Annotated in this window: 13 protein-coding genes; 7 read left to right on the top strand and 6 right to left on the bottom strand. The window is 72.5% G+C overall.

What is annotated here, in order from left to right:
* Positions 1–6 precede the first annotated feature (6 nt).
* From LWC35_RS09465 to LWC35_RS09455, 3 genes are all read left to right on the top strand, one after another.
* On the top strand, positions 7–990 hold the full coding sequence (locus LWC35_RS09465; protein WP_232869667.1) for a glycosyltransferase family 2 protein: 984 nt from the start codon (positions 7–9) through the stop codon (positions 988–990).
* 484 nt (positions 991–1,474) lie between these two features.
* A complete protein-coding gene (locus LWC35_RS09460) occupies positions 1,475–2,848 on the top strand; it encodes a sugar transferase (RefSeq protein ID WP_232869666.1) in 1,374 nt (457 codons plus the stop codon).
* Between the two features lie 301 nt (positions 2,849–3,149).
* Positions 3,150–4,601 carry a sugar transferase gene (locus LWC35_RS09455; RefSeq protein WP_232869665.1) on the top strand — a complete coding sequence of 484 codons (1,452 nt, stop codon included), beginning with the start codon at positions 3,150–3,152 and terminating at the stop codon, positions 4,599–4,601.
* On the opposite strand, the gene LWC35_RS09450 is transcribed toward LWC35_RS09455, so the two are convergent.
* Positions 4,595–5,332: a GNAT family N-acetyltransferase gene (locus tag LWC35_RS09450; protein WP_232869664.1), complete on the bottom strand. Its 738-nt coding sequence runs from the start codon at positions 5,330–5,332 to the stop codon at positions 4,595–4,597. The genes LWC35_RS09455 and LWC35_RS09450 overlap by 7 nt on opposite strands.
* Before the next feature lie 40 nt (positions 5,333–5,372).
* Here LWC35_RS09450 and LWC35_RS09445 point away from each other — a divergent pair, with 40 nt between their 5' ends.
* The 3 genes from LWC35_RS09445 to LWC35_RS09435 are packed head-to-tail and all read left to right on the top strand — an operon-like array spanning position 5,373 to position 9,287.
* A complete protein-coding gene (locus LWC35_RS09445; RefSeq protein ID WP_232869663.1) occupies positions 5,373–6,725 on the top strand; it encodes a nucleotide sugar dehydrogenase in 1,353 nt (450 codons plus the stop codon).
* A 19-nt stretch (positions 6,726–6,744) separates the two neighbouring features.
* Entirely contained in the window at positions 6,745–7,803 is a 1,059-nt protein-coding gene (locus LWC35_RS09440) for a glycosyltransferase family 2 protein (protein WP_232869662.1), read from the top strand.
* A complete protein-coding gene (locus LWC35_RS09435) occupies positions 7,800–9,287 on the top strand; it encodes an oligosaccharide flippase family protein (RefSeq protein WP_232869661.1) in 1,488 nt (495 codons plus the stop codon). Before LWC35_RS09440 ends, LWC35_RS09435 begins: the two co-directional genes overlap by 4 nt.
* Positions 9,288–9,321: 34 nt before the next feature.
* On the opposite strand, the gene LWC35_RS09430 is transcribed toward LWC35_RS09435, so the two are convergent.
* Together LWC35_RS09430 and LWC35_RS09425 are read right to left on the bottom strand one after the other, a co-directional pair.
* Positions 9,322–10,152 carry a sugar phosphate nucleotidyltransferase gene (locus tag LWC35_RS09430; RefSeq protein WP_232869660.1) on the bottom strand — a complete coding sequence of 277 codons (831 nt, stop codon included), beginning with the start codon at positions 10,150–10,152 and terminating at the stop codon, positions 9,322–9,324.
* 141 nt (positions 10,153–10,293) lie between these two features.
* Positions 10,294–11,619 (bottom strand): polysaccharide pyruvyl transferase family protein, encoded by a 1,326-nt coding sequence (locus LWC35_RS09425; protein ID WP_232869659.1) that lies wholly within the window; start codon positions 11,617–11,619, stop codon positions 10,294–10,296.
* A 118-nt stretch (positions 11,620–11,737) separates the two neighbouring features.
* Between LWC35_RS09425 and LWC35_RS09420 the strand changes: the two genes are divergently transcribed.
* Positions 11,738–13,291, top strand: a complete 1,554-nt coding sequence (locus tag LWC35_RS09420) for an oligosaccharide flippase family protein (RefSeq protein WP_232869658.1) — start codon at positions 11,738–11,740, stop codon at positions 13,289–13,291.
* 4 nt (positions 13,292–13,295) lie between these two features.
* On the opposite strand, the gene LWC35_RS09415 is transcribed toward LWC35_RS09420, so the two are convergent.
* The 3 genes from LWC35_RS09415 to asnB form a co-directional block, all read right to left on the bottom strand.
* A complete protein-coding gene (locus tag LWC35_RS09415; RefSeq protein WP_232869657.1) occupies positions 13,296–14,348 on the bottom strand; it encodes a glycosyltransferase family 2 protein in 1,053 nt (350 codons plus the stop codon).
* Positions 14,349–14,461: 113 nt separating this feature from the next.
* Positions 14,462–15,274, bottom strand: a complete 813-nt coding sequence (locus tag LWC35_RS09410) for a polysaccharide lyase family 20 protein (RefSeq protein WP_232869656.1) — start codon at positions 15,272–15,274, stop codon at positions 14,462–14,464.
* Between the two features lie 65 nt (positions 15,275–15,339).
* Entirely contained in the window at positions 15,340–17,196 is a 1,857-nt protein-coding gene (asnB, locus tag LWC35_RS09405) for an asparagine synthase (glutamine-hydrolyzing) (protein WP_232869655.1), read from the bottom strand.

Genomic DNA, 17,196 nt, shown 5'->3' with positions numbered 1-17,196 from the left:
GCGGGTATGCGTGCTGTCGACTCCGCGGGCCGGCCCGCGCTCAGCTTCCTGTCCCCGGTTCACGGTTCGGCGGCCCACCTGGCCGACATGATCGACTCCGTGGTCGAGCAGACCGTCGCCGACTGGGAGCTCGTCGTCGTCGACAACGGGATGTCCGACGATGCCGTTCGGATCGTCGAGAAGTACGCCGGCGACCAGCGGGTCCGGCTCGTGCGTCAGGAGTTCCAGGGCCCGGCAGGCGGCGTCAACGCAGCTGCGGCGGCAGCGCGCGGCGCCTACTACGCCGTACTCCCGGGTGATGGGCGGCTGAAGCCCACGTTCTGCGAGCGCATCAGCAAGGTGCTCGCCGGGCAGCCCGAGATCGACGTGCTCTGCGTCGACGCCCTTCCCTTCCTCGACGGCGAGGACCAGCCGCCCACGTTCCGGCAGCGTTGTGGGATCACCGACGAGCCGGGCGTCGAGCATCGGGTCCCGCTCGTCGAGGTTCTGCGCGGTGCGGCTCTCTACACCACGGCCGCCATCCGCGCGACGGTCTGGGAGAAGGCCGGCGGCTGGGCCGCCGACACTCCGCTGGTGGAGAGCCTCGAGATGTGCCTGCGGATGCTGGCGGCGGGGTGCGACCTGCGGGTGTTGCCGGAGCCGCTGGGCGGGTACCGGCTCGACCCCGACAACCCCGACCACGAACCGGCTGACTGGGACGTGTACGACGACAGCGTGGAGCGGGCGTTCGCCCGCGTCGGCACGCTGACCGACGATCCCGAGGTGCTCGCCCAACTACGGACGACGCTGCGGAACCTGCGCTACGAGAAGGCGCTCCGGCGCAGCCGTGAGGCCATGCGCAGGTCGGACCCGAGGACCGCGCGCAAGCAGGCCTGGACGGCGTTCCAGCAGCGCCCCTCGGTGAGGCCTGCAGTGATGTGGGCGGTGCTGCGGGTCGCGCCCAGTGGCGTTGAGATGATGAAGAGTGTGAAGGCCCGGATCACTGCCTGAGTGGCTCACTCGCGCGGTCACTGGCCCCCGCGGGCGGATCTCAGGAGCGCGGGCTTCGCTCCTTCGACCTGAAGGACTCCACGGAGCCACGGAGCCACGCGGGGGCGTGCAGCGGCCGGACACCGGGCAGGAGCTGCGGACACGAGGGGCTGGGTCGGGGCGCCGGTCACTCTCGACCTGCCCGCCGCGCCGAGGAACTTCTCGGCCACCTCCACCTGCCCGCTCGCTGAGGAGCTTCACGGCCCCCGACGGCGTCCAGATTTGTCCTCGGAACTTGGTAACGCGCGGTGATCGGCTCCGAGTACAAGGTCGTGGGGCGGTGGGAGTCGGCGCGGGTCGATCAGTGCGTGTACGAGGGCGAACTCACGGTGAGCGACGACAGCGGTCGATCACGGTGAGTGGCGATCTGGACGCGACGAGTTCTCCCGAGGACGAGAAACCCAGATGTTCGGGCCGCCGTCGGCGGCATCCTCACCTTCGTGGCGTGAGCGGCCCCACGGGCCGCCGCACCGACCGCCGTTGGGAGCGGCGTTACGCGGGCGCCGCGGCGGTGTCCGACGTCGGCGCCGCCCTGCTGGCGGTCGCCGCAGGACTCCTCGGCGATCCGGCCGGACTCCGTGCGGACCTCTGCGCCGCGGCGCTCCTGTCCGCGGCCGTCGTCGGCGGGCTGGTCGTGGCGGCGGTCGCGACCAGGGCCTGGGACCGCCGGATGCTGGGGCAGGGGCCGGACGAGTTCGGGCGGCTCTTCCGCGCGGTCGGAGCGACGGCGGCGATCGTCGGCGTCGCCGGGCTGCTGCTGGACAGCCCGGCCACCACGGCATGGCTGTTCGGGGTGGTGCCGTTCCTCGGGCTCCTCGCCGCGACAGGGCGGTACGTGCTCCGCCGGCGCCTGCATGCCCTGCGCCGCCGAGGAGGCGGACTGCTCCGGGTGCTCGCGGTCGGCAGTGACGAGGCCGTCGCCGATCTCATCTCCAGGACGCAGCGCGCTCCCCAGCACGGGTGGCGCGTCACGGGTGCCTGCACCTCGACGGGCACCGGGCCGGCGGCGAGCCCGGAGCTGCTCGGCGTCCCGGTCGTCGGCGACCTCGACGCGGTCGGACCCACGGCGCGCACCGGGGGCTACGAGGTGGTCGCGGTGGCCCCGGTCAGCGGCTGGGGCCACCACCGGCTGCGCAGGCTCGCCTGGGAGCTGGGCGGGACCGGGATCGACCTGGTGGTCCAACCCGGCCTGATCGACGTCACCGGACCCCGGTTGCACGTCGCGCCGGTGGACGGGCTGCCCCTGCTGAAGCTCTCCGAGCCGGTGCTCGGCCGAGGCGCCGCGCTGGTCAAGGCCGTGATGGACCGGACCGTCGCCGCGACGCTGATCCTGCTGCTGGCCCCGGTGCTCCTTGCCGTCACCCTCTCGATCAAGGCCACGGGCGGTCCGGTTCTCGCGCATGACGTCCGCGTCGGGCGGGGCGGTCGCCTGATCCGGGTGCTGCGGTTCCGTACCACGACCGGGGCGGGTCACGGCCCGGAGGCCGTCACCGCGATCGGGGCACTGCTCAAGGCGTCGGCGGTCGAGGAACTGCCCCAGCTCTTCAACGTGCTGGCCGGCTCGATGTCCCTGGTGGGGCCACGGCCGCCGCGCCCCGTCGAGCTCGCCGCGAGCGGCCGCGACGCCCACCGCACGCTGCTCGTCAAGCCCGGCTTGACGGGCCTCTGGCAGGTGGCCGGTCGAGGCGGCCTCACGTGGGAGGAGTCCGTGCGGCTCGACCTGCGCTACGTGGAAAGCTGGAGCCCGGCGCTCGACGCGTTGATCCTCTGGAGAGGCGTCCGGGGTGTCGTCCGGGGCGGTCGCGCGCTGCACCGTTGAGCCCAGAGGGACACTGCCCCCGGATCAATCCACGCTGGTCACTCTAGGTGATCTCTTGCCTACCTAAGATCGCCCTTATGCAGGTAGACGAACTGGCCGAATGTCAATTCGCCTACCCGCTGTAACGGATTGTCGGAGTTGTACGAGTGCAGCATCGCCGTGACGGGCCGGTCGTTCCCCTGTGTGGGGGTCCGACCGGCCACCCGACAGCCCAAGGGGGTACGTCAGCGTGATCAGAGATCCAGACGGTGGCCGGGTCGCGGCTCGCGTCGACGAGCCGTTCGTCGCCACCACAGACTCCATGCTGACGTCCGACCGGCTTCTTGCGTTCGCCGCCCCGACGGCGGAGCCGTGGACGCCGCGCTGGCGCAGGCTCGCCATTCTCACCGACCTGGCCGTCATCGCGGCGGTCACCCTGGCGACGATCCTGTTCGGTTGGGGCGACCACATGCCCTCGAACCGGGCCCTCCTCGGCTGTGGTCTGATCGGCGCCACCCTGCTCGTCGCCGCGCTGCCGCTGGCCCGGGCCTGGGACGGCGCGATCCTCGGCGCCGGGCCCGCGGAGTTCCGCCGACTCGCCAACGCGACGATCGGCGCCACCGTGACACTCGCGCTCGGCGGACTGACCCTGCTGGTCGCGTCGGTCCGGATCTGGGTGTTCCTGCTCCTGCCCCTCACCGGTGGGCTGATGGTGCTCGGGCGGTTCGTGCTGCGGAAGCGGCTGCACAGGGCCCGTCGCCGGGGCCACTGCAGCGTGCCGGTCCTGGCAGTGGGCAGCGTCGAGGCCGTCGAGGACCTCATCGCGAGGACCCGCCGGGACCCCCACTTCGGTTGGCGGGTCGAAGGTGCGTGCACGCCCACGGGATCGGGCACCACGGAGGACGGCGCGACCATCGAGGACGTCGCGGTCGTCGGCGACCTCGACTCGGTCGGGGCGGTCGCGCAGCAGGGCGGGTTCCGGGTCGTCGCCGTCACGCAGGCGCCGGGCTGGGGTCCCGGACGGCTGCAGCGGCTCGCCTGGGAGCTGGAGTCCACCGACGCGGACCTCGCCGTCGACCCCGGCCTGATGGAGATCGCGGGCCCGCGCCTGCACATCGCGCCGATCGACGGGCTCCCCCTCCTGCGCCTGTCGAAGCCGCGCTTCTCCGGGTCCTCGCGGGTGTCGAAGTACATCATGGACCGCGTGGTGGCCGCGCTGATCCTCCTCGTCGCCTTCCCGCTGTTCCTGCTGATCGCGCTGGCCATCAAGATCGACGATGCCGGCCCCGTCTTCTTCCGGCAGGAGCGGGTGGGGGCCAACGGCAGCCGGTTCCGGATGGTGAAGTTCCGGTCGATGGCGGTCGACGCCGAGGCCCGGCTCGAGGCGCTGAAGAAGCACAACGACTTCGCGGGCGGGACGCTGTTCAAGATGGCCAGGGACCCGCGGATCACCCGGGTCGGCGCCACCCTCCGCAAGTACTCCATCGACGAGCTCCCGCAGCTGCTCAACGTGCTCACGGGCACCATGTCGCTGGTCGGGCCCCGCCCGCCGCTGCCCTCCGAGGTCGCGACCTACGCCGACGACGCCCGCCGGCGCCTCCTCGTGCGGCCCGGCATGACCGGGCTGTGGCAGGTGAGCGGTCGCAGCAACCTCACGTGGGAGGAGTCGGTGCGCCTCGACCTGCGCTACGTCGAGAACTGGTCCATGGCGCTGGACCTGACCATCCTCTGGAAGACCTTCGGCGCGGTGGCCAACGGCCGCGGCGCCTACTGAGTCCTGTTCGGACCGCGGTACCGGTCGGCGGTGAGGGCCCAAAGGTCGTGGTCCCGGCGCTCGCCGCCGACCTCGAGGAAGCCCGCCATGGTGCCCTCCTTCACCATGCCCATCCGGCGGGCGCCGAGCGCCGCGCCGACGTTGCCCCTGGCGATGGGGGCGATCAGCCGGTGGAGGCCCAGGCGGTCGAAGGCGTAGCCGTACAGCAGGCGTCCGGCCACACCCGACGCTCCCTTGCGGACCCAGCGCGAGTCCACCCACACGCTCAGCTCGGCCGTCGAGGTGTGCGGCGCGATCCACTCGAGGCTCGCCTCGCCGGCGAGCTCGCCGTCGATCTCGATGACGAGCGGCAACGCCCGGCCCGCACGGGCCTCGGTCCGCGCGTGGAGCAGACCCGTCACCCAGGCCGCCTCGCTGTGCCGCTCCTCCCACGTCTGCGGGGAGTCCGCCCACCACGGCTCGATCCGCGCCCGCTCGCGCAGCCGAGCCGCGCGCCAGGCCGCGGCGTCGTCGAACCGGGGGGTGCGGAGGACCAGGACGTGCTCGCCGAGCGGAGCCGGGCCGACCCGTACCCCCCAGGTGTCCCGAGCGCTGCGGGTCCGCAGACGGCCGATCTCCCGCCGCACGGGGCGCAGGTAGTAGCGGGCCACGGCCACCGCGAGCGCCAGCCGCTCGACACCTCGTCCGGCCACGTGCGGGACCTCCTCGTGCCGTTCCAGTTCGGACACCATGCCGTCGTAACGTCGATCGTGACGTTTCCGAGCACCAGTCGTGGCGATCAGCGAACTGTCCGGTTCCACCGGAGCGCTCCGGGTGAGCGTCTTCGGGCTCGGGTACGTCGGCTGTGTCTCGGCGGCCTGTCTCGCCGCCAGGGGCCACACGGTACTGGGTGTCGACGCCAACCCGGACAAGACCGAGTTCATCCGCGACGGGCAGAGCCCGATCGTCGAGGAGCGGATCGGAGACCTGATCGCCGAGGTCGTCGGGACGGGCCGGCTGCGGGTCGCCGATGCGGCGCAGGCCGTGCGCGACAGCGATGTCTCGATCGTCTGCGTCGGCACGCCCTCCGGCCCGGGCGGCGGCCTGTCGACCGAGTACCTGCAGCGCGTCACCGAGGACATCGGCACCGCCCTCGCCACGAAGGACGGGTTCCACGTCGTCGTCTATCGCAGCACCATGGTTCCCGGAACCGCGGCCGAGCTCCTGATCCCCCTGCTCGAACGGAGTTCGGGCAAGACGGTCGGGGTCGGTTTCGGCGTGTGCGTGAACCCGGAGTACCTCCGCGAGGGAACCAGCGTCGCCGACTTCCTCAACCCGCCCAAGACCGTGGTGGGGGAGAGCGACGAACGCAGCGGAGCCCTGGTGATGAGCCTGTACGACGGGCTCCCGGGGCCCCGGTTCCGCGTACCGATCGGGACGGCGGAGATGTCGAAGTACGTCGACAACAGCTTCCACGCGCTCAAGATCACGTTCGCGAACGAGGTGGGCGCGCTGGCCGACGTGCTGGGTCTCGATTCGCACGACGTCATGGACGTCTTCCTCGCCGACACCAAGCTGAACATCAGCCCGGCCTACCTGCGCCCGGGATTCGCCTTCGGTGGGTCGTGCCTGCCCAAGGACGTCCGCGCGTTCACGCACACCGCACGCCAGCACAACCTCGACGTACCGGTGCTGGCCCACGTCCTCGATTCGAACGAGTCCCAGCTGCGTCGCACGGTGGAGCTCGTGACGGGTCTGGGGCACCGGCGGATCGGGGTGTTCGGCATCTCCTTCAAGGCCGGGACGGACGACCTGCGCGAGAGCCCGCTGGTCGAGCTCGTCGAGCGGCTCGTCGGCAAGGGGTACGACGTCCGGATCTTCGACCCGAACGTGGCCCTCTCCCGGATCGTGGGTGCCAACCGCGCCTACCTGCACGACCGGCTCCCGCACGTCTCCGAGCTGTTGCAGGACGACGCCGACGAGGTGCTCCAGCACGCGGAGGTCTGCATCGTGGGCTCGCGCGACTCGCAGATCCTCGCGGCGCTGGAGGGCCTCGGACCCGAGCATGTCGTCGTCGACCTGGTACGCATGCCCGACGCCCGATCCCGCCGGGGCGACCCGCGGTACCACGGCCTCTCCTGGTGACGGGAAGTCCACGACGACGATGACCACCACGCCCGGTCGCCTCCCCACGACCGGCGAGCAGCCCCTCTTCAGCATCCTGACCTCGGCGTACCGGACCGAGGCCTACCTCTCCGACACCATCGAGTCGGTCCAGGGACAGACGCTGGCGGACTGGGAGCTGATCGTCGTCGACAACGGGATGTCCGACGACGTCGCCGAGATCGTCTCCTGCTACCGGGACGACCCGCGGATCCGGCTGGTCCGCCAGGAGAACAAGGGACTGGGTGGAGGCGTGGACGCCGCCGCCGCGGTCGCCCGCGGCCGGTACTACGCCGTGCTCGACAGCGACGACCTGCTGATGCCGGCGTTCTGCGAGCGCACCGCGGCCGTCCTCGCCGAGCGGCCCGAGGTCGACGTCGTGGGGATCGACGCCTACGTCTTCGAGGACGGCGACGACCGGGACTGGATCCGCAGCTACCGGCAGTCCCTCGGGATCACCACGCCACCGGACCCGGAGCGGTCCGTCGACCTCGTCACCATGATCGGTGGCGAGGTCCTCTACTACACCGCGGCCATCCGCGCCGAGGCCTGGGTGAGGGCCAAGGGCTACAGCTGCAGCACCCCCAAGGTCGAGGACCTGGCCATGTTCCTGCGGCTGGTGGTGGCGGGGTGCGACGTGCGGGTCCTCGACGAGCGGCTCGCGCGGTACCGGCTGCGGACCGACTCGTCCTCGCGCGACCCCGCGCACGCGGACTCCTTCGAGGCCAACCTCGAGCGGGCCTTCATCGACGCCAGCAAGCTCACCCCGGCGCCCGAGGTGGACCGCGCGCTCGAGCTGACCCTGCGCCGGATCCGGTACCACCAGGCGTTGCGGCACTCGCGCACCGCACTGCTGCAGGGCGACACCGACGCGGCCCTCCGGGCGGCACTCCGGGCGTTCGCCCAGCGCCGCACCGTGCGCCCGGCCGCCGTCATCGCCGGACTCGCCCTCGCGCCGGGGCTGATGCGCCGGCTCCACCCCGTCAAACAGCGCTGGAGCCGGACGGCCGCCGGGCTCGTCCGCGACGGACGGCACCGCGTGCGGGTCGTACGGTCGTGAGCGGCACGCCGGGGCCGCTCGGCGGGGTGCTCCGCCGCGGGGCGGCCATGTCGACGGCCGCGCTCGTGCTCGTCCAGGTCGTCAGCCTCGGGCAGACACTCGTGCTCGCGAGGCTGCTCACCCCGGCCGAGGTCGGCCTCTACGCCGCCGGATCGGGGCTGGCCCTCTTCCTCGTCGTGTTCGCCGAAGGCGCGCTCACCCAGGCGCTGATCCAGCGCGCCGACGACGACCTGGCCGACGCCGCCGACACGGTCTTCTGGGCCACGGCGGCCGGTGGGTTGCTGATGAGCCTTCTCGCGCTGGCGTGCGCGCCGCTGGTCGCCCTCGTGTTCGAGAGCCCCACCGCCGGGGCCGTCGCCGCCGCGATCTCCGGCACGATGGTGATCCACGCCTTCACCAACGTGCCCGACGCGCTCATGCAGCGCCGCCTCGACTTCCGTCGGCGCCTCGTGATCGACCCGCTCAACGCGATCGCCTTCGCGGCCGTCTCGGTGACCTTCGCCGCGCTGGGCTTCGGGGTGTGGTGCATGGTGATCGGTTCCTACGCCCAGATGCTCACCTGGCTGGTCGCGAGCTGGACCCTCGGGGGCTGGCGTCCCGGCCGCGGCCGAGTGTCGCTCCGGCTGTGGCGGGAACTGGCGCGCTTCGGGTTCCCGCTGCTCGTGGGGACCTTGCTCGAGCGGGTTCGCGAGCTGCTGGAGCTCGTGATCGTCGGGCGGGCCCTCGACCCCGCCGCGCTCGGCTACTACCGCTACGGCAAGCGGATCGCCCAGCTCCCGGGCATGGTCGTCGTGCAGGCGGGCGCCTTCGTGCTCTTCCCCGCCTTCGCGCGGATCGCCGGCGACGCCGAGCGGCTGCGACAGGCGTTCCTGCGCGCCCTGACGTGGCTCTGGGTGGCCGCACTGCCCGCGAGCGGGATCCTCGTCGCCTGCGGCGAGCCGCTCGCCGTGCTGCTCCTCGGGGAGCGCTGGCGGGAGGCGGGGGTGGCCCTCACCGCGATGGCCGGGTACGGCATCGGCCAGGCGCTGACGGCCGTCACGGGCGAGTTGCTCAAGGGGACCGGTCGTTCCCGGCGGCTGTACGGGCCGAGCGTCGTCGGCCTCGTCTCCGGGGTCGGCCTGCTGCTCCTGCTGCTCCCGCTCGGGCTCACCGGGGTGGGGCTCGCCATGTCCGGCGCCGCCGTGGCCGTCGGCCTGACCGGGCTGTGGGCCGCCAGGGCGGTCGTCGGCGTGACGGGCAGGGAACTGGTCGCCCGGCTGCTCCCGCCCGCGGTCGCCGGCGTGCTCGCCACCGCCGGCGTGGCCTGGGCCGAGGGCGTCCTGGTCCGCGCCGACGCGCTGCCGATCGTGCCCGGACTTGCGGCCGTGGTCGTCGAATCCGTCGTGCTGGTGCTGGCCTACCTGGCCCTGCTGAGGGTCCTGGCGCCGTGGCTCCTGTGCCCGGCCCTGCAGGCCCTGCGACGGAAGGTGCCCGGTCGGCACTGAGCCGCCGGGCACCGTGGGCCGCGCCGCTGCGCCGTCAGCGGGTCAGCTCCGCCTGCTTCTGCGCGATCGCGGCCTGCAGCGGCTCGCGGTCGCTCGGACCGTCCCACAACATCCACGGGCGGTTGCCGGCCTGGTAGCCGGCCTCGAGCGCGATCCGCTCCTTGACGGTGTCGGCCGGCTGCCAGAAGCCCTTGTGCCGGTACCCCATCATGCGGCCCTCCCGCGCGAGCGGGGTGCAGACGTCGCCGATCAGGTCGCAGCCCTCGGTGAGGTGGTCGAAGATCTCCGGACGGAAGATCATGTACCCGCCGTTCTCCCACAGCGGGAGCTCCTGCAACGTCGAGATCGAGCCCAACCGGCCGTCCTCGTCGACCTGCACGCAGTGGAACGCCGACTGCGGCGGCACCGCCATCAGCCCGCCGACCGCGTCGCTCGCCGCGAACTGCGCCACCATGTCGTCGAGCGGGGCGTCGGTCAGGACGTCGGCGTAGTTGGCGAGGAACATCTCCTCGTTCTCGACGAACGGACGCACCCGACGGAGCCGCTCACCGATCGCCGAGTCCAGACCGGTGTGGACGAACGTGATCCGCCAGTCCTTGATGTCGCTCCCGAGGAGCTCGACCTCGTTGCCGTCGAGCACGAAGTCGTTCGACGCGGTCTCGTCGTAGTGGAGGAAGAAGTCCTTGATGTGGTGCGCGCCGTAGCCGAGGCACAGCACGAAGTCGGTGTGCCCGAAGTGGGCGTAGTAGCGCATCACGTGCCAGATCAGCGGGCGCGGACCCACCTGGTGCATCGGCTTCGGAAGATCGGAGACGCCGTCGCGCATCCGCATCCCGTAACCGCCGCAGAACAGTACGACCTTCACAGCTCAGACCACCTTCGGAGTCGACGATGAGGGCGACGGGCCGGTCACCACGGGGCTCGCTCGACCGCCGGAGCGTGTTAGCGCTCCGTGACGGTTCGCGGGAGCGATTCGGGGACCTGCGCGCGGCGCACGGGATTCGGATCAGCGTTCGACTACGCTGAGTACGTCATCGAGCACGGCCCTGCTCGACGCGATCTGCTCGCGGGCCCGGCCGCGCAGCGGCTCGCGCAGCCCCGGAGCGCGGTCCCAGGCCGTCGTGACGGCGTCGGTGAGGCGCTCGTGCAGTCCCGGCCCGGTGAGCCGCACCGTGTCCACGCCCCCGTCGAACATCTCGGCGAGGCCGAGGAACTTGTCGTCGTAGTAGGTCGACGACGTCAGCCCGACGACCGGGATCCCCTGCGCCAGTGCGAACACCGCCAGGTGGTAGGCCCCGGTCACCAGGATCCGGCACCGGCCGACCTCGGCCGCCACCTCGGACGCCCGCACGAAGGGACCCAACGGAGCCGCGGCGCGCGGCGCGCCCTCCAGTAGCGGCAGGGTCGAGCGGCGGTCCTCGGACCGGTACTCGGAGATGATGAGCGGCACCAGGGCCGCCGATCGGGCCGCCGCGGCAGCCCGGACGACCTCACCGACCACCGTGGCGGGGCCGGCCGCGACGGGGGAGTACTCGGCGACACGCAGGCACACACCGATGTCGCGGCCCACCCGCGTGCGGCGGGCCGCGTACGAGAGCTCGATGGCGTCGTCGCCCGTGACGACCACCCGGTCGGCCGGGACGTCCAGCTCCTCGAGCAGCTTCGGTCCCCGTCTGCCCTCGCGCAACGCGATGACCCGGGCCGTCGGCAGGGCCTGTGCGGCGAGCGCACGCAACCCGGGGTCGGTCAGCGGGCCCAGGCCCTGGCCGACCACGGCGGACGGCACGCCCGCGTCGCGGGCGTGGGCGAGCATGGCGAACGTCCGCAGGCAGGCGTCGGGGTCGACGTCGGTGAGATAGCCCCCGCCGATCGCGAGGAGCAGCGACGCGTCCTCGATCGCGCGGGCGACGTCGGTGGGCAGCGCCGGGAGCTCGTGGACCTGTGACGCCGAGGGGCCCGGGGCGGTCCGGTCGGCCGGGCCGGGCCGCAGCGACCGCAGCCGCTCCGACGCGCGCTTGCGGAGGTCGAGCGACGCGGCGGAGAGGGGGCCGACCACGCGCGGACCGAGCCGCTCGGCGACCGTCCACGCCGGCTTCGCCAGCGCCCGGAACCTGCCGTCGGACAAGGGCTCCACGCCGGGGAGATAGGCGCTCAGCAGGGACGGGGCGCTCGTGAGCACCGTGATCCGCGCGTCGGGCCACCGCGCCCGCAGACGCCCGACCGTCACCTCGAGCATCGCGAGGTCGCCGTTGTTGCGCAGCCAGTACTCGCCGTTCTGGACGACGACGTGTGGCCGCCCCGCGGCGTCCGACCGTCGGACTCGTGCTGTCACGTCCGGACGTTCGTCGCGTCGTCCGCATTGGTTACCGGCCCACGGCTAACGATCTCCGAAGTCCTGCCGAGCTACCTCCCGTGCCGGCACGCCTCGACCTCATCCGGTGTGGGGACCGATGACCTCGACGACTCCGGGGCGCCCCACGGAGCCGGCTTCCGGCACCCGTCTCACCGGCAGGATCAGGCGCGTCGCCGCGGCCTCGGCGGTGGCGCAGGGCCTGGGCGAGGGCATCACGCTGGTGCAGACCGTGGTGCTGGCACGCCTGCTGACCCCGGCCGAGGTGGGCATCTTCGCGGCAGGGACGGTCATCACGACCTTCCTGCAGGAGTTCCCCGAGGGCGGGCTGCGCGCGGCACTGGTCAACCGGCGGCACGACGTCGAGCGTGCGGCGGAGACGGTCTTCTGGGCCACGCTCGGCGCCGGCCTGGTGATGAGCCTGGGTGCGCTGGTGGCCGCCCCCGTCATCGGCTGGATCTTCGACAGCTCCACCGCCGGGATGATCGCGGCCGTGTCCGCCGGGGGCCTGCTGGTCTACTCGCTGGCGAACGTTCCCGAGGCCTTCCTCCAGCGCGCGTTCAGCGTGAAGCGGAGGCTGATCGTCGGGCCCGCGGTCTCTGCCTCCTTCGCCGTCGTCAGCGTCACGCTGGCGGCACTGGGCTTCGGTGTCTGGTCGCTGGTCATCGGGACGTACGCCTCCTACCTGACCCTGACCGTCCTCGTGTGGTGCCTGGCCGGCTGGCGGCCCGGCCAGGTCCGCGGCTCGGTCGCCCTCTGGCGGGAGATGGCCCGCTACGGGTTCCCGCTCGTGGCCGGCTCGGTCGTGGCCAAGGTCCGACAGCTGGCGGAGTCCGTCGTCGTCGGCCGCGCACTCGACACGGCGGCTCTCGGCCAGTACCGCTACGGCCTGCGGATCTCGCGGGTCCCCGTCAACGCCATGGTCGAGGTCGTGTCGTACGCGCTGTTCCCGGCCTTCTCGCGGCTGGCGGACGACCGCGTGCGGCTCGTCGGGGCGTACCGGCGGGCCCTCAGCGCCGTGACCGTCGTCGCGGCCCCCCTGGCGGTCCTGCTGCTCGCCCTCGGTGAGCCGCTCGTCGTCGTCGTGCTGGGCGAGCCGTGGCGGGCAGCCGGCTGGTTCGTCATGGCCACGGCGGGACTCGTCATCGGCAAGGCGTTCTCGATCGTGAGCGAGGAGGCCATCAAGGGCTTCGGCAGGACCGCCCTGATCCACCGGCTGAACGCCGTCGAGCTGGTGCTCGGTATCGGTCTGCTGGCCCTGGTCTTCCCCCTCGGGCTCGTCGGGGTGGGGGTGGCGGTGTCCGTCACCGCCCTCGTGGTGGGCGTGCAGGCCACCGCGGCGGCCCGGCGCGAGCTGGAGGTGCGGACGTCGGACGTCCTGCGTGCCACCGTTCCGGCGCTGGCGGCCGCGCTGGTCGCCGGCACCGGGACGTGGCTGCTCGAGACGACGGTGCTGCACTCCGACAGCCGCGCGGTGTGGCTCGGGGTGGTGTTCCTCGCCGTCGACGGGCTGGTGTTCCTGGCGTTGTACGTCGGGCTGTTGGCGGTCGTCGACCGACGCGGCGTGAACGACCTCGTCACCGCCCTGCGCCGCCGGCGAGGCGACCGAACCGCCGCTCGGGTGGCCCCGGATCAGCCGGACCCCGCGGGCTGACCGGTCAGCGACCCGTCAGGTGGGCGCGCCGGCCCACGACCTTCGCGGCGAGGCGTGCGCCCGCGGTCGTCAGGTGCTGCTTGACCGGGTGGATCGCCCTGAGCAGCCGCGGCGACACGCTCAGCCCGGCGACCACCGCGGTGCTGCGCAGCGTCGGCTTCGCCCGGAACGCCTGGTGCGCCTCGTGACGGGCCGCTGTCACGTCCCCCTGGAGGAAGGACCACCGCGCCCGGCGCAGGGCCTGCTGGTACCGGAAGCCGCGCAGCCGGCGGTCCAGCGCCCGGAGGGCCTCCGGGTCCCCGGCGGACCGTGCGGCCTCGGCGTACGCCTGCTCGCGGCTCGACTCGAAGGCCTCCACGCTGCTCGGGTCCCGGGACGCCGAGTCGTCCCGCATGCGGTACCGGGTGAGCTTCTCCGGCAGGACGCGCACGTCGTACCCGTCGCCCACCAGGCGCAGGAACAGCGCGATGTCCTCGACCAGGTCGGTCCCGGGTGCGTAGCCACCGGCCGCGAACCAGGCCTCCCGGCGGAACGCCGCGAAGTACGGTGCGACGTCGTGCGCGCCGATCAGGTCGGCGAGCGTCAGCGAGTGGTCCAGACCCGTGACGCTGCGCAGGAAGGAGCGGGCCATGTCGCGCTCCTCGCCGTCCTGGAACAGGAGGGCGTCGCAGGACAGGGCGTCGATCTCCGGCCGGGCGTCGAGCACCTCGGCCATCCGGCGGCAGAACTCCGGCATGAGCATGTCGTCGCTGTCGAGCGGCACGAGATAGCGGCCCCGGGCCGCCGCCGCGGCCGTGGCGATGCCGCCGACCAGCCGACGGTTCTCCTGGCGGATCAGGCGGACCCGCGGGTCCGCCGAGTACCGCTCGACGATCGCGGCGATGGAGTCCGACATCCCGTTGTCGACGACGACGAGCTCCCAGTCCGGACGCGTCTGCGCGACGACGGACTCGATCGTGTCGGCGAGGTACTCCTCGCACCGGTAGGCCGAGCACATGATGCTGAACGACGGTTCCGTCCCCGCGGGAACCCGCAGCCCGCTCTCCCGACCCACCACCCGTTCGTCCCTCCGCCGTGGCGGGGGCGCCACCGAGTGGACCACCCCGCTCCCGCCGGGGGGGTCGGCCGGGCGGACCCGTTCGTTACGTCGGGTAACGCTGGTGGTGAACCTCATGACGGAGAGCGATCGACGGACTCGCGGGTCGTTCCGATCCGCCAGTCGTCGAGGACCAGGGTGCCCGGTGTCGCGATGTCCGGGCTGCGGTAGTAGCCGGTCTTCACGTAGCTGTCCGCGGTCCCGAACATCTTGGGGTACATCGTTCCGGCCGGCGGCGCGAAGCGGGGGAGCGCGAGCGCACCGTTCTTCCACACCTCGACAGAGCCGGTGTCGGGGTTCGAGGAGAAGACGACGTGGATCGTCCAGTCGACCCACTCACCGGTCGTGGCCGCGCCGATGGGGGTGTCGAAGGGATCGGGGCTCCACGGGTGCCCGCCGCCGCCCTCGATCCGGTACTGCCCCTCCTCGACGTAGAGGCCCAGCGGGGGCGGCCCGTCGCCGTCCTGCTTGAACTGGGTGAGCACCTGCCAGTACGCGTCGACCGGGAACCCCGGCTCCAGGTAGGTGGAGAAGGCGAACCACCGTTCGTCGCCCTCCCGCAGGTCCGGGACCTTCGGCAGCAGCTCGTTGCGGGAGCCGCAGCAGATCCCGTCGGCGCTGGTCGTCGTCCGGTCGAGGGTCAGGGCGACGGCGTACCTGCCACTCCGGACGGGGTCCTCGACGATCTTCGGAGGGACACCCCCGACCAGGTTCCAGGGACCGTCCTGGAACTGGGACAGGTCGCCGGTCTCCAGGTCCCCGGCCCACAGCAGCTCCGACGACACCCCCTCCGCGGCGGAGGAGGACGGTGCGGCGCACCCGGCGAAGACGAGCGCGAACGCAGCCGCCGCCCAGGCGGCCGCCCGGCCACCGCGTCCCGCTCTCACGATCCGATCGTTCCACGGCCGTCCGCGTCGGCGGGCCGACGCATCCCGCTTCTCACCGGCATCTCCTAGGCGACCTGGCCCTCGGGCACACCTTCGCCGAGGAAGAAGGTGCGATGCCAGACCTCGAGGGACAGCAACGGCCAGATCCGCGCCTCCTCGTTCGCGACGCCGCTCCGGTGGCGGTGCAGCAACCGTTGCACCGCCGCCCGGTCGAGCAGGGTCGAGGCCAGCGAGTCCCGTGCGGTCAGCAGGTCCCAGGCCATCGCCTCGAGGCCGCCCCGGAACCAGGCGTCCATGGGCACCCGGAAGCCCACCTTGGGCCGGTCGACGATCTCGGCGGGCAGACGACGGCGGGCCACCTCCTTGACCACCCACTTCGTGATCCCGCGCCGCACCTTGACGTCGGACGGCAACGAGAACGCCAGCTCGACGAGCCGGTGATCGAGGAACGGGGGGCGGAGCTCGAGGGAGGCGGCCATGGACATCCGGTCCCCCCGCTCGAGCAGGTTGTCGGGGAGCCACGAGGCACAGTCCGCGGCGAGCATCCGCCGGACCAGGTCGCCGTCCCGGGAGGCCCGGGCGCGCGGGTGCGTCGGCCAGCGGCCGACGAGCTCGGCGCGCTCCGCGCCGGTGAAGGGGGCGAACCACGTCAGGTTCCGGTCCTCCTCCGTCGCCCCGGACAGCGTCCGAAGGGCGATCCGGGCGCGAGCGGCCGCAGGCGGCAGTCTCCGCTGCACGGCCTCGACCACCGGTACCCGCAACGGAGCCGGCAGTCTGGCCATGCGGGCGAGCTTGGGGGCGACGCGGTACTTCGGGTAGCCACCGAACAGCTCGTCACTGCCCTCGCCGGACAGGACCACGGTGACGTGTCGCCGGGCGAGCTCGGCCAGTCGGAACACCGCGAAGTCCGAGGCCTCCGAGATCGGGGCGTCGCGGTGCCAGGTCAACCGGGGCCACAGGTCCGTGAAGTCGGCGGGCGACAGCACGACCTCGTGGTGCCGGGTCCCGATCAGGTCGCTGACGCGCCGGGCGAAGGGGAGCTCGTCGTACCGTTGATCTGCGAACCCGGCGGCGAAGGTGTCGACGCCGGAGCCTCCCCGCAGCTCGTTCACGAGGGCCACGATCAGGCTCGAGTCGACGCCTCCGGAGAGGTAGGCGCCCACGGGGACGTCCGCCACGGTCGCGGCCTCGACGGCGCGGCGCAGCGCGGCCTCGACCTCGGCGACGGCCTGCGGACCGGTGACCTCCGTCCGCGTGCCGTCGGGGATCGACCAGTACCGCTCGAGCCGGGCGCGGCCCTCGACGACCCGGAGGCGGTGGCCGGGCGGTAGCTTGCGGACCCCCGCGAAGAGGGTGAACGGCGCGGGCACCGACCGCTGGCCCAGGTAGCTGTCCAGGCTGGCGGTGTCGATCTCCGGACCCGACTCCAGTGCGGGCAGCAGCGCCTTGATCTCCGAGGCGAAGACGATGCGGTTCGCATCCATGTGGTAGTAGAGCGGCAGGATCCCGAGCCGGTCGCGGACGAGCGTCAGCTCCCCGGTCGCGGAGTCGTGGAGGGCATAGGCGAACTGTCCGTCCAGCAGCTCGGTGGCGCCGGGACCATGGACGACGTGTGCCGCCAGGAGCGTCTCCGTGTCGCCGTCCGTGCGGAAGGGGTAGGAGAGGCCGTCCCGAAGCCGCCGGTAGTTGAGGATCTCGCCGTTGAAGCACAGGTGGAGCCGGTCGTCCGGGCTCGCCATGGGCTGGGACGACGACGCGATGTCGATGATGGACAGCCGTCGGTGGCCCAGGCCCACGGGACCGGAGAACCACACCCCCTCCTCGTCCGGCCCACGATGGGTGAGCCGCTCGGTCATCGTCCGGAGCAGGAGGTCGTCAGCAGGCTTTCCGTCGAACCGAACGATGCCGGCGATACCGCACAA

The organism is Pseudonocardia kujensis, assembly GCF_021283305.1.
In the GTDB taxonomy this organism is placed as follows: domain Bacteria; phylum Actinomycetota; class Actinomycetes; order Mycobacteriales; family Pseudonocardiaceae; genus Pseudonocardia; species Pseudonocardia kujensis.
This window is presented reverse-complemented; position numbering and strand designations above follow the sequence as displayed.

Excerpts from the sequence above, each read along its gene's own strand:
- LWC35_RS09450 (WP_232869664.1), bottom strand. The coding sequence starts at position 5,332 with ATGGTGTCCGAACTGGAACGGCACGAGGAGGTCCCGCACGTGGCCGGA.
- LWC35_RS09440 (WP_232869662.1), top strand. The coding sequence starts at position 6,745 with ATGACCACCACGCCCGGTCGCCTCCCCACGACCGGCGAGCAGCCCCTC.
- LWC35_RS09455 (WP_232869665.1), top strand. The coding sequence starts at position 3,150 with ATGCTGACGTCCGACCGGCTTCTTGCGTTCGCCGCCCCGACGGCGGAG.
- LWC35_RS09465 (WP_232869667.1), top strand. The coding sequence starts at position 7 with ATGCGTGCTGTCGACTCCGCGGGCCGGCCCGCGCTCAGCTTCCTGTCC.
- LWC35_RS09420 (WP_232869658.1), top strand. The coding sequence starts at position 11,738 with ATGACCTCGACGACTCCGGGGCGCCCCACGGAGCCGGCTTCCGGCACC.